Annotated in this window: 10 protein-coding genes; 6 read left to right on the top strand and 4 right to left on the bottom strand. The window is 61.3% G+C overall.

Features of this window, described 5'->3' with window-relative positions; all coding sequences use genetic code 11:
• Positions 1–64 precede the first annotated feature (64 nt).
• Positions 65–1,330: a Rid family detoxifying hydrolase gene (locus tag ACW5W7_RS02070; RefSeq protein ID WP_456500610.1), complete on the bottom strand. Its 1,266-nt coding sequence runs from the start codon at positions 1,328–1,330 to the stop codon at positions 65–67.
• Positions 1,331–2,151: 821 nt separating this feature from the next.
• On the opposite strand from ACW5W7_RS02070, the gene ACW5W7_RS02065 reads away from it, so the two are divergent.
• The 5 genes from ACW5W7_RS02065 to ACW5W7_RS02045 all read left to right on the top strand — a co-directional run bounded on the left by ACW5W7_RS02065 (position 2,152) and on the right by ACW5W7_RS02045 (position 6,276).
• Positions 2,152–2,613 carry a GNAT family N-acetyltransferase gene (locus ACW5W7_RS02065; protein ID WP_434663495.1) on the top strand — a complete coding sequence of 154 codons (462 nt, stop codon included), beginning with the start codon at positions 2,152–2,154 and terminating at the stop codon, positions 2,611–2,613.
• Between the two features lie 75 nt (positions 2,614–2,688).
• Positions 2,689–3,054: a hypothetical protein gene (locus ACW5W7_RS02060; RefSeq protein ID WP_434663492.1), complete on the top strand. Its 366-nt coding sequence runs from the start codon at positions 2,689–2,691 to the stop codon at positions 3,052–3,054.
• Positions 3,055–3,336: 282 nt separating this feature from the next.
• Entirely contained in the window at positions 3,337–4,209 is an 873-nt protein-coding gene (locus tag ACW5W7_RS02055) for a hypothetical protein (protein ID WP_456500609.1), read from the top strand.
• Positions 4,210–4,598: 389 nt separating this feature from the next.
• The gene (locus ACW5W7_RS02050) at positions 4,599–5,009 is read left to right on the top strand and encodes a hypothetical protein (RefSeq protein WP_456500608.1); all 411 of its coding nucleotides are present in this window, start codon (positions 4,599–4,601) and stop codon (positions 5,007–5,009) included.
• A 391-nt stretch (positions 5,010–5,400) separates the two neighbouring features.
• Positions 5,401–6,276, top strand: a complete 876-nt coding sequence (locus ACW5W7_RS02045) for a patatin-like phospholipase family protein (protein ID WP_456500607.1) — start codon at positions 5,401–5,403, stop codon at positions 6,274–6,276.
• A gap of 188 nt (positions 6,277–6,464) precedes the next feature.
• Here the strand turns inward: ACW5W7_RS02045 and ACW5W7_RS02040 are convergent, their stop codons facing one another.
• Together ACW5W7_RS02040 and ACW5W7_RS02035 are read right to left on the bottom strand one after the other, a co-directional pair.
• Positions 6,465–7,577 (bottom strand): anhydro-N-acetylmuramic acid kinase, encoded by a 1,113-nt coding sequence (locus ACW5W7_RS02040; RefSeq protein WP_456500606.1) that lies wholly within the window; start codon positions 7,575–7,577, stop codon positions 6,465–6,467.
• 27 nt (positions 7,578–7,604) lie between these two features.
• Positions 7,605–8,909, bottom strand: a complete 1,305-nt coding sequence (locus tag ACW5W7_RS02035; protein ID WP_456500605.1) for a peptidoglycan DD-metalloendopeptidase family protein — start codon at positions 8,907–8,909, stop codon at positions 7,605–7,607.
• Positions 8,910–9,021: 112 nt separating this feature from the next.
• On the opposite strand from ACW5W7_RS02035, the gene tyrS reads away from it, so the two are divergent.
• On the top strand, positions 9,022–10,221 hold the full coding sequence (gene tyrS, locus ACW5W7_RS02030; protein ID WP_456500604.1) for a tyrosine--tRNA ligase: 1,200 nt from the start codon (positions 9,022–9,024) through the stop codon (positions 10,219–10,221).
• A gap of 67 nt (positions 10,222–10,288) precedes the next feature.
• On the opposite strand, the gene ygjK is transcribed toward tyrS, so the two are convergent.
• On the bottom strand, positions 10,289–12,766 hold the full coding sequence (ygjK, locus tag ACW5W7_RS02025) for an alpha-glucosidase (RefSeq protein ID WP_456500603.1): 2,478 nt from the start codon (positions 12,764–12,766) through the stop codon (positions 10,289–10,291).
• Positions 12,767–12,896: the final 130 nt, after the last annotated feature.

Genomic DNA, 12,896 nt, shown 5'->3' with positions numbered 1-12,896 from the left:
TATTGAATTTTTAAATAAAAAGACACCGGCTAAGCCGGTGTCTTTTTATCGTTAAAGCAAAGTCTTAAACCTGCGGCGGGGTGCTTTCCGCATTGGACATCACGGCATCCATCTGCACCAGGGCGCCGGCGGGCAACTCGCTCACGCCGATCACGGTGCGGGCGGGGTGATAGCTCGGGAAGTACTGGCTATAGATGGCGTTGACCGCCTCCAGATCCTCGATGTTCTTCACCTGGATATTGACCTTGACGATATCGTCCATCACATGGTTGATGCTCTCGACGATGGCCTTGATATGGCCGAGGCACTGAGCGGTCTGCTCACGGACGCAGCCGGTCAGCACCTTGCCGGTGGCCATATCGAGCGGCAGCTGGCCCGCGATATGGTTGTAGTGGGAGAAGGCGACGGTCTGGGTGTGCAGCGGGCTGCGCGGCGCCTTGTCGGTGTTGCGGGCGCGGATCACCAGGTTGTGTCTGTCTTCCACCAGCTGCGGCGGGGTGCCGTCACCGTGGGAAATGACCGCATCCATCTGCACCAGGGCGCCCATGGGCAGGGCGGAGGCGGCGATCACGCTGCGGGCCGGCAGGTAGGCGACGGCGCGGGCGATGGCGGAGTCCGGGAAGAAGGTGCGGTAGACCTCGTCGACGGCGTCGAGATCCGCGAGGCTCTGCAGGTAGACGGTGACCTTGACGATATCGTCGAACGGCACATCGATGCCTTCAAGCACAGCCTTGATATGGGCCAGGCACTGGGCCGCCTGCGCCTTGATGCCCCCTTCGACCAGCTTGCCCGATGCCATGTCGATGGGCAGCTGGGCGCCGATGTTGTTGTAGTGGGAGAAGGCCACGGTCTGGGTGGAGAGGGCGCACTGCGGCGCCTTGTCGCTGTTGCGGGCGAGTTTCACCAGGGGGCAGGGATCTTGCGGGAAGGTGCCTTCGCCGTTGGAGATGATGGCGTCCATCTGCACCAGGGCATTCATCGGCAGGGCGGCCACGGCGAGCACGGTGCGGGCCGGTACATAGCCTGGGAAGAATTCGCGATAGACGCCATTCACCGCGTCCAGATCCGCCATGTCTTTGAGGAAGAGGGTGACTTTCACCGTGTCATCCATCACATGGCCGATGCTCTCGACGATGGCCTTGATATTGGTGAGGCACTGTCTGGCCTGATCCCTGATATCACCACCGATCATCTTGCCGGTTTGGGGATCGACGGGCAGCTGGGCCGAAATATTGTTGTAGTGGGAGAAGGCCACGGTCTGGGTGTAGGGGCCCAGTTGCTGGGGAGCGTGTTCGGTATTTCTTGCCGCCTTGATAATGATGCCACTCATAGGATGTTCCTCTTCTAAATATTCATTATTGAGATAGGTAGGATCCTGACCAGGGATTGCCGGACGGCGGCCATCCTGGGTCGCCCAATATATCGGCGAGCCCGTTTCGATGAACAACCATCAACGACAACCTTTCCTCGGTTATTGCGGCAATCCACCAGGCAGAGGGATTGGATAAGAGAGGGTTGGTTTGGATTATTTCAGACGGGTGGATTCTAGGAGTGCGTCTGGCCGCGATGCAAACCGGGATCTCAATTCTATGAGATGGCTCAACGCTCTGAAATATCGCCAGATTGCGCATTGATGCACGATAAAAGAGGGTGAAACTCGCCTCAATTAGCATGTTCGACGATGCAGGCCCGCAGGGGCTGGGGTTTCATGCTGTCTTGGTGGCCGGTTTCTGTGAATAACAGGTTAAAAATATTCATGCCCTTGCAGATAATAGAATATATGGTGCATGACTATGCATTTTAGCCATCTGACGGGGGCTATCTCGGCGAGGAGAAATATGCTAGCCAGTCACGGCGTCGCCGTTATCACGCCATGCCCTGAAATAGGATTCACCGCTTCTGCATGAGATATTGATGGATGGCGCGCCAATGCCCGATATTCATCGCCCAATATGGAATATATTTTCCGGCCCGCTGGCCGGATATGACCACGAGATACGAATGCCGAGGATACATGTCCGGGGTTGTCACTTTTCGGCAAGAGGGCAACTGGATCTGGCGTCTGCCATGGCGTATCAATAGAGGCTGCTCCGGTGTGGCTGACATCGGCCACCCGAGTGTTTGCCATCCCTTTGTCAAGGAGTTCATTTCATGGAAATCGTCATCGACAGGCTCGACGGCCCCGAGATAGCCGCTTTTTTGCAGGCCCATCTGGATGACATGCGCGCCGTCTCGCCGCCAGAGAGCAAGCATGCGCTGGATCTCGACGGGCTCAGGGCACCGGCCATCACCTTCTGGTCCGCCTATGACGAGCAGACCCTGGTGGGCTGCGGCGCCATCAAGGAGCTTGACGCCGACGGCGGGGAGATCAAATCCATGCGAGTGCACGGCGCAGCCAGGGGCAGGGGAGTGGGCTCGGCCATCTTGCAGCACCTGATTGCCATCGCGCGGGGCAGGGGCTATCGCACGCTGAAGCTGGAAACCGGCTCCATGGCCTTCTTCACCCCGGCCCATGGCCTCTATCGCAAGCACGGCTTTGTGGACTGCGAGCCCTTTGGGGATTACCAGCCAGATCCCAACAGTCTGTTTATGGCATTAACCATCGAACAGTGACGGTGATGCATGCCATGACACCTGCCATGGTGATGAAAGGCAGTGTTTATCGCTGATGGGGTTCAAAAAATCGATATGAATCGCTCCCTCCTCTATGGCCTCGTCTGGTGGTCGGTGTTGTTGCCCACCGCCCTGATGAGCCCCATTTTTCTGCTGATGGGTTTGGCGGCCCTGCTTGGCATGGGCCGCGAGGGGGGTACCATTTCCCTGCTGCTGGGCGCCGCCTTGCTGCTCGGTTGCCTCGGTTTGTTGACGCTCTCCCGTCTTGACCGTCACTTTCGGCTGGGAGCCCCCCTCGGCCATCTCCGCGGGGCGCTGGCAGGGCTGTTGGCCGGCACGATAGCCTCGCTATCCCTGCTGTGGCTGCTGCCGGGGCAGTGGCTCTCCCTCTGGCCCCTGCTCGTGGTGGCCTATTTCCTCGCTCGCCTGCTGAGGCGCTGACGCTCATCCAGGGTGGCATCCGGGCGTGGCTCCCTTCATCTGATCAGCCCATGGGGGTCAACGGAGCCGCTGCCGGGGCGCGCTCGACAGGCCATCCAGTTCACACTTTTTGACTAAAAAGTTAATAAGTGGCTCAAATGGGAGGGGGATCGCTTTTTGAACTTGTTATTAATCATAATATTAGCTGTGCCGCTAGCACCCCCGACGGGGCGACTGGACGCACAAGTAGAGACTCTCCAGCAGCGGCGCCCGTGATCATCATGAGCTGACTGTGGAGGATTTATGCTGGGTTATATATTGGGTGATATGTACTGTCGAACCTGTACCCTCAGGCCGCCCCCCCGTCTTGGCAAACACTTCCCCCTGGCGCCGGATTACCAGCTGCGTGGCCGTGCCGGTGCCGCCATCATGACCATGGAGACCCTGCTCGATACCCCCTATCCCCAGAAGAAGTACCGATCCCTGGTCTATGGCGCCTTTATCGAGCGTCAGCGCCGCCTGTTTGCCGAACATGTGGTCATCGCCCAGATGGAGGGCAGCCAGGATCTGGAGGTCGCCATCGATCTCTCCTTCATCAGCACGGCGGTGCCCATCGGCCTGCTCGCCATCTCGGAAGAGATTGCCCTGCTGACCACCCCGCGTCCCACCAAAACCCACCCTCACCACGATGTGCTGTGCCAGGTGCTCGACTGCACCGCCATGCTGATGTTCTATGCCAAGGTCATTCGCCAGCGCAACGCCGTGCTGGAGAACATCGGCCACCAGTTTGGCTTTGGACCCGAGCCCGAGCTGGTGGCCCGGGTCGGCAACGGGGGGGAAGCGGACTACGTGGATTTCATGGTCAACATCATGACCTGCATCGCCCATTCGAGCTCCCTCAAAGAGGCGCTGGAGAACGGCATCAAGATGGGGCTGCGCGAGCCCGCCTTCTTCTGCATCGTCGGCGCCCTGGCCAGCACCCTCTGGGGCGTGCCCAAGCCCTGGGCCTATCAGGTGTCCCTGTTTATCCAGCGCCATCATCCCCATTATCTGCAGATCCTGCAGCGGGGTGAGGCCAGAGTCGGCCGCGCCGAGATCAACCTGGTGCCCCCCAAGCCCCCGCTCTGCGCGCCGGTCAAGCGCCAGGTGAGCCGCTTCCTGAGGTGGGCCTTCTAGGGACGCGGAGTGCGCGAGGCGCTCTGATCAGGAGCGCCTCTTGCCAGCCAACGGTGTATCTCACAAGCCGCTCGATGTGTGCCTCCCGCGACTGGATGGAGGGCGTGTCGCTATACCGCCATCGTCGCCGGGAGCGTGTCTGTACGGTGTGATGCGCCCCATAGGGGGCGCAGGGCACTCGAATTTGACCCCGGTCGCTATTTTTCTTCAATGCCCTTGGTAATTTGGCGCCATTCGGTACTATTTGCCGCATGTGACTCGTATGGGTAATGACTGTCTGCTCAGTGCCGATAGGGTCACCCATTCCATCTTCATCAGCGCCGGCGAAATGGTCATCTCAAGACAGGAGACAGATTGCCGTATGCTTTTCGCATCCAGGGGTATTCATCATGGCGTGTGCTATTTCCATCCGGCAGTCAGACAACAGATTGCAGATCAACAACGACGGATATGACCTGAATAAAATAAAGGGAGTTGAGGTGAGGACGCTGAGCTGGAAAGATCATCTGCGCAAGATGGTATTGCTGGGCCTGGTGACCTCCAGCGTGCTCTTCTATTTTATTCCCACCGAAGAGCAGGCAAAGAGTGCGCTGCTCGTCCTCTTTCTACCTCTGGTGGCTTTCGTCGCGGGAGCATTGATGGCACTGCTATCCTGTGCGAAATACGAGTTTCGCATCGAGTTTGCTCACAGCGATGAAACCGGCGTGCAGTGGATCACGGTGGCCAGGAGCCGCCATGACGCCGACTATGACCTCTTCAAGGCACAGGCGATGGAGCTAAAGCGCCTCATCAATATATAAGTGGCAAGGTTTCTCGGCGGCGATCGACCAAGCCCGCAACTCCTATAGGAAGATTGGCCGCCAGCCAGGGCCACGATACTCCCTAAATAACCTTCCGACCGGGATTGAGTCTCGCGGCCGTGCAGGTGGCGCAACTGATGGGGTTGGTCAGCCCAGCACCAGTCCATAAATCATTCCAAAATCACATGTTTTTTATTATTTAAATTCATTTTTTGATGGTAGTAGCACTGCATATACTGTGACCTGCTTCACAATCTCGGGTTTGCAGCGCCTCTCCCCACCCACTGCTTGCCTGAGCCGCCCCGCTGCGGCGTCTTGGTGTTTTGCATGAAGGCGCCCATCACTGGGCAGGGTCAGACCCTGCGCCCATTGCCGATGACGGAGCCTTGCCATGTCCAGTTCCCACTCTGCTGCTCTGATCGTCGAGGGCGGCGCGATGCGCGGCATCTTTGCCAGCGGTGTACTCGATGCCTTCGTCGAAAGCCGGTACTACCCCTTTGATCTGGTGATGGGGGTGTCGGCAGGCGCCACCAACCTGGTCTCCTACCTGAGCGAGCAGCCGCGCCGCAGCCATCACATCATCACAGAGCTGGCCTGCAGCAGTGATTTCCTCGATCCCCTGCGTTTCGTGAAAGGGGGCGACCTGGTGGATATCAGTTGGCTGTGGCACACCAGTCGCCATCGTTTCCCGCTGGATCTCGAGGCTTTCTGCGCTCGCCAGATCGCCTTCTATGCGGTCGCCACCGACGTGAGCACGGGGGCCGCCGCCTACCTGCCGGTGCGACCCGATAACATGGACGAGGTGCTGACCGCCACCTGTGCGCTGCCGGTGGTTCAGCACGGTACGCCCTGTGTCGATGGTCGTCCCATGGCCGATGGCGGGATCAGCGACTCCATCCCTGTGATAGAGGCCTATCGTCGCGGTGTGCGCCGGATGACGGTGGTGTTGTCCGAGCCCTACGGCTATCGCAAGAAGCCCCCCAAATTCTGCTGGATGGTGAAGGCGCTGTTGAAAACCCAACCGGCACTGGCGCAGGCCATGCTGGAGCGGGATCGCTCCTACAACCGTGCTCTGGATTTCATCGCCCATCCCCCCGCTGATTGCGAGATTGAGGTGATAGCGCCGCCGACCGATTTTCCGGTCTCCCGCTTTACCCAGGATCTCTCCAAGCTCGAATCCGGCTATCTGCAGGGCTATTGGCTCGGTCGTCAGAGCCTGCTGCGGGCGGGTGACGAGGGGAGGCGAGTGCCTGAACAAGTGGCCTGAAAACATCAGTCTCATCACATCGCTTGAGCTGTGCTACGGATTTGCTTGAGCTGCAAGAAAGTACGGCACCGCTTCAAGGCACCGCCTATCCCGTGACCGAGACATGAACGGCTGGGGTGCCGACACCGGCACTAAGAGGGCAGGAGGGCTGTGTGCCCTCCCGGGATTGAGGCAGAGGCAGATATTGCTCAGGCGGGATAGAGGGCGCCCAATACCGTGGGGCGGCTGGCGCCGGTGACTGCGGGCAGATTGCCCGGCTCGCGGTGAATGAAGCGCTTTGCCAGCCAGGCGAAGGCGGCTCCTTCCACCCAGTCGGGGGCGAGCCCGAGCGTTGCCGTGCTGGCAATGCGCCACTGGGGCAGGAGCGCCGCGAGTTCGGCCAGCAGCGGGTCGTTGTGGGCGCCGCCGCCGCAGACAAAGAGCTCGCCACTCTCGCCGCTTTCAAGGGGGGGGAGCTGACTGGCGATGCTGTGGCAGGTCAGCGCCTGCAGGGTGCGCTGCACGTCGGCAGGGGCATGGTTCTGACCTGCCAGCTCGCCGTCCAGCCAGTCGAGGGTGAACATCTCCCGCCCCGTGCTCTTGGGCCAGGGGGCGACGAAGTAGGGGTGGCTCAGCAGCTGCGCGAGCAAGGTCGGGTGCAGGGTACCGCTGGCCCCCCATTGGCCGCCTGCGTCGTAGTCCCCGCCTGCCGGGTGATGGCGGCGATACCAGCCATCGAGCAGGGTGTTGGCGGGGCCGGTGTCGAAGCCGTAGACTCCAGCGCCGTCAGCCGCGCCCGGCAGTACCGAGATATTGGCGATGCCACCGAGGTTGAGCACCACCCGCAAGGCCCCCGGTTGAGCGAACAGCGCCTGATGGAAGGCGGGCACCAGCGGCGCTCCCTGACCGCCGAGGGCCATGTCGGCGGTGCGAAAATCACTGATGACGTCGATGCCGGTGAGGGCCGCCAACAGGGCCGCGTTGCCGATTTGCAGGGTAAAGCCGAGCTGGGGACGATGGCGAATGGTCTGGCCGTGGGAGCCGATGGCGCGAATGTCGGCGGGGCTGAGCCCGGCCTTGGCGAGCAGCGCCTGGGTGGCCGCGGCAAACTCCCGTGCCACCAGGTTGTCCGCCACTCCCATGCGATCGATTTCGTTATCACCCGGGGTACAGAGGGCGTGCAGCTCGCGGGCGGTGTCGGCGGGCCAGGGGTGGCAGAGGGCCGACTCGACCCGCAGCCCGTCGCCATTCGCTTCGATCAGCACCGCATCGATGCCGTCGAGGCTGGTGCCGGACATCAATCCGATATAACGCTCACTCATTCCACACTCCTTGGCCCGCCATCAGGGCTAGATGTCGTCATTGTCCTGCTTGTGCTGCGCCAGTTGCAGCTCGCCACCGTCGAGTTTGGCGAGCTGGGGCCGACTCTCGGCCTTGAAGTTGGCCAGTGCCCGGCCGCTGAGGGTCTCTGCCTGGGGCAGGGTCAGGGTACGGGGGTTCTTGTGCACGCCCCCCACCACGAATTCATAGTGCAGGTGCGGGCCCGTGACCCGACCGGTGCCGCCCAGAAGACCGATGGTCTGCCCCTGCTTGACCCGCTGGCCCTTGTTCACCGTGCGCTTGGAGAGGTGCAGGTACTTGGTCACATAGTTGCCGGCGTGCTTGATGAAGACATAGTTGCCGTTGAACTGGTTGTAACCGGCCGCCACCACGCTGCCGCTGCCCGCCGCCATGATGGGGGTGCCCACCGGCGCCACATAGTCGATGCCATTGTGGGGGCGTACCTTGCCGGTGACCGGATGCAGGCGACGCGGATTGAAGTTGGAGCTGATGTATTTGAAGTTGACCGGCGCGCGCAGGAAGCTCTTGCGCATCGCCTTGCCTTCCGGGGTGTAGTAGTTGCCATCCTCGTTCAAGATGGCGCGGTAGATGGCCCCCTGGTTGATGAACTCGGCGGCCAGGATATCGCCGGAGGCGACCCGCTCGTCATCCTGATACTTGTCCTGATAGACCACCCGAAAGCTGTCCCCCGGCTGCAAGTCCTGGGCGAAGTCGATGTCCCAGCCGAAGATGGCGGCCAGGTCCATGATCTGATCCTCGGTCATGCCGGCTTCGGCGGCGGCCCCCCAGAAGCTGGAGCGGATTTCGCCGCTGGCCACCTGCTCGCGGGTGTCGAGTTCGAGTTTGACCGGCCTTGCCACGAAGCCTTCGGCCTTGCGGCTCACCTTGAGGGCCTGTTCCAGGCTGTGGGGGTAATAGAGGCTGTGCAGCTCGCCGCTTCGGGTGAGCTTGAAGGTGAGTTCCTGACCCGGTTGCAGCATGCGCAGGGTGTTGGCCTCATCGAGCTGATCGATGAGATGCAGATCCGTGGTGCTCAGGCCGAGGCGCTGGAAGATCACCCCCATGTTGTCACCCCTGCGCACCTTGACCTGGCGGGTGACATAACTCGGCTTGGGGGGCTGCAGTGCCAATGCCTGGGGTTGGGCTTCCCCCTCGCTGAGGGCTGCGGTGTCGAGGGCGGGCGCCTCATCGACCCGGGTCGCCACCGCCTGTTCGCTTGGCCAGGCTGCCAGCATCATCACCATGATGCTCAGGATCAGCACCATCTTGCGGTGCCAGGTAGGAAGAGAGTTGAAGGCGTTCCAAATAATCATCGAGGCAGCAGGTCGAGAGGAGAAAGAGTGGCAGATTTTACAGCCTTTCCAATTGGCCCGCCATTCCAGTAATATGTCTGGCCCTGTGGAATCGTGATTGGAGAGTCAAAAAATGTCCCAGCTCGAGGTGGCGCTAGCCGAGATCAAGCGCGGAGCGGAAGAAATTCTGGTGGAAGAAGAACTGGTCGCCAAGTTGAAGGAAGGGCGTCCGCTGCGCATCAAGCTGGGGATGGATCCGACGGCTCCCGACATTCACCTCGGCCACACCGTGATCCTCAACAAGTTGAAGACCTTCCAGGATCTGGGGCACGAGATCATCCTGCTGATCGGCGACTTCACCGCCATGGTGGGGGACCCCTCCGGCAAGAACGCTACTCGTCCGCCGCTCTCCGAAGAGGCCATCAAGCACAACGCCCTCACCTATGCGGAGCAGGCGTTCAAGATCCTGGATCCCGCGAAGACCCGCATCGAGTACAACTCCACCTGGCTGAAAGAGCTGGGCGCGACCGGCATGATCAAGCTGGCGGCCAAGCAGACCGTGGCCCGCATGATGGAGCGCGACGACTTCAAGAAGCGCTATTCCGGCGGCCAGTCCATCGCCATTCACGAATTCCTCTACCCGCTGCTGCAAGGCTATGACTCGGTCGCGCTGAAGGCGGACGTGGAGCTCGGCGGTACCGATCAGAAGTTCAACCTGCTGATGGGCCGCGAGCTGCAAAAAGACGCCGGCATGGCGACCCAGTGCGTGCTGATGATGCCGCTGCTGGTGGGTCTGGATGGCGTCAAGAAGATGTCCAAGTCCGCCGCCAACTACATCGGCGTGCACGATGCCCCGGGCGAGATGTTCGGCAAGATCATGTCCATCACCGACGATCTGATGTGGAACTACTACGAGCTGCTCTCCTTCCGCCCGCTCACCGAGATCGAGGGCTTCAAGGCCGGGATCAAAGCCGGGACCCTGAACCCGCGTGACGTGAAGATCTGGCTGGCCAAGGAGATCATCACCCGCTATCACGACGCCGCGGCGGCCGAAGCGGCCCACGAAGACTTCACCCAGCGCTTCTCCAAGAACGCCATCCCGGACGAGATGCCGGAGGTCGAGCTGGCCCTGGAAGGGGAAGGCCTGCCCATTGCCAACCTGCTCAAAGAGGCCGGTCTGGTGGAGACCACCTCCGAGGCGCTGCGCATGATCAAGCAGGGCGCGGTCAAGCGTGACGGCGACAAGCTGGACGATGGCAAGGCGCTGATCGGTGCCAGCACCGCCGTCTATCAGGTCGGCAAGCGCAAGTTTGCCCGGGTCACCGTCAAGTAAGAGCGACCCTCCCGATAAAAAAGGCCTCCATCTGGAGGCCTTTTTGTTGGCTGATGATCGCTTGGGATCAGCCCTCTTTTTTCAGGAAGTTGCGATAGAGCATGTAGAGGTGGGCCGAGCTCCAGCTGAAGTTGCTGGCCCCCTGCATGGCGCCGGTCTCCGGGTTGTAGTTCTCGCGGATGGGGCCGCTGCCCGCCAGCCCCTCGGCATTGGCAAACAGCTTGTTGACCAGCGCCTGGGCATCGCTGCGATAGCCGTAGTTCTCCAGCCCCTTCACCCCGAAGTAGAACTGATCCAGCCAGACCCGGCCACGCCAGTAGATGTTGGGGTCATAGGCCGGGTTGGTCAGCGCCGCCGTGCCGAGCGGCACCTTGGTATTGAACTCGCCGCTGCTCAGCATCACCTCGCGCACCCGCGCGGCTTTTTCTTTATCCGCCACCTCGGCCCAGAGCGGGCTCCAGCCTTCCGGGCCACGGCCGCGGGCAGTCAGCAGCTTGCCGACGCAGCCGTTGGCGTCCGCCACGTCCCCTTGATGGATCTGGCGATCGTAATAGAAGCCGGAAGCCTCATCGAACAGGCAGGTATTGATGTAACCGGCGAGCTGGCTGGCGCCTTCGCGGTAGCGGCTTGCCTCATCCGGCTTGCCGAGCAGATCCGCCATGTCCGCCAGGATGCGCTTCTCCTTGGCGAGGAAGGCGTTGAGCTCCACTGACTCCTGATCGATGGAGAAGCCGATGAGGCTGCCGTCATCCTCGTGGTTCTCGAAGAAGGCGACGTTCCAGTCCTGGCGAGCCTTGGCCAGATCCCCGCCATAGGTCTTGTCGGCGTAGCGCTGCAACTGATCCTGCTCGATGAAGCCGAAGCGGGCGGCGTTGTCCATGCCGGACTCCCAGCCGGCGCCGTGCTGGGCCCCGATGTCCATGTCGCTGTAACCGCCGACGCTCAATACCTGCTGGTAGAGCGGCATGCCGGCGCAGGCGTACCAGCCATCCCCCTCGGCGGTGCAGCTGGACAGGTCAATCCCGGCTGGCACGCTGGCGTACTGCACCTTGAAGGTGATGTTGCCGAACTCGTCGTTTTGCTCGACGTGGCGGGTGGCGCCGTATTCGATGATGCCGTTGTGGTTGTTGTCCCGCGCTCGATACCACCAGTCGTGGTAGGCCTGGAGTTTGGGATACATCTCGGCGATGAAGGCCTTGTCCTGGGTCGCGCTGTAAACCTCCCAGATGGCCCAGGCGGAGAGAGGTGGCTTGGTATCCCGCTCGTTCCAGTTGCCGCCGTCACCGCCCCGATCGGTGAGCTTGTTGTAGAAGACGGCGTCGATCACCATGCCGGCGTCCTGGGGGCGTACAGGATCATCGGGCTGGATCTGGTAGTCATACATGGCCCGCACGTTGTTCTTGGCCACCTCAGGGTTGAAGTGGGCCATGGCGTAGACCTGTTTCCAGCTGTCCCAGGCCCAGATGCCGTCAAACCAGCGGGCGGTGTTGGACGGCGTCACCCCGTCGTGCAGGATGGCCCCGGCCGAGGATCGCCAGTTGCCGTTGAGGGTCTCCATCGCCTTGACCGCGATGCGTCGCTCGGACTCGCTGATCCCCTGATTGGAGAGGCCGCGCTCCAGATATCCTTCCCAGCGGTGGATGGAGTCGTCGAAATAGCGGGCGGGGTTGGCGAGCAGGGCCTGGCGGCTCTGCTCGAAGCGGTTCGCCTCATCGCTCGAGTGCACATAGCTCTGCAGGGTGAACAGATCCTGCTGGCCCTTGGCGGCCAGGGTGAGGCTGGCCTCGCTCACATAGCCAAGTGCCTTCTCATCCAGGGTGGTGCGGGTCGGCAGGGTGCGATCGATGCGATAACGGGCGCTGCCGCTTTGCATCATGTTCCAGGTGCTGCGCAGCTCGCCGAACTGGAACTCGACCCCCCGCTCGTTCTGGCTGATGGTGCGAGTCCAGTCCGGGTACTGCTCGGCCACCGTCTTCTTGGCATCCCACTGCTGGAGCAGTTCCCCCTGCCAGCTGAGGTTGAGGGTCAGCGGCGCGTCCTGCTTGTTGATGAATCGGGTGCGAACCAGCGCCGTGCGGGCATCGCCGTAGCGCAGCTCCAGCTCCAGGGTGAAGGGTTCGAACTCGAAGCGCTGGATGAGTGCCCCCGGGATGGCGTGGATGTCGTGCTTGCTGGCGGTGGTGAGCGGATATTGGCGGCCGTCCTCATCGCTCAGGGTCAGCTTGTCCAGCTCGCTTGCGAAGAACAGGCTGTACTCCTCGGCGATCACCATGGGGCCGGTGAAGCCGCCCCATTCGTTTTCGCTGGCGGGCAGCAGGAAGCCGTGCCAGGCCCCCAGATCCAGCAGCGGGTTGTATTTGAGGTTGGCGTAGCTGTCGAAATCTCGGAACTGGAGCGGGGTGCCGCTGCGGTCGATCACATCCTGGTACTGGCCGGCCAGGGTCGGGGTGGCTGTGGTCGGGGCACTGGAATCATTGCCGTTGCAGGCGGTGAGGCCAAACAGGGCGACGCCGAGGGCGATGGAAAGTAAACTTTTACGAAACATCGGAACACTCCAATTACGTTTTTGTAGGTTAAAGAAGGTGTTTTTTTATCTTATTTTTAGTGAAATCGTTTGCGTTGGTCATTTTAGGGCAAAGAGTCGGGAAGTTTTGGCGCTGCGTCACACTTCTCAA

Source organism: Aeromonas intestinalis, from assembly GCF_054052485.1.
This window is presented reverse-complemented; position numbering and strand designations above follow the sequence as displayed.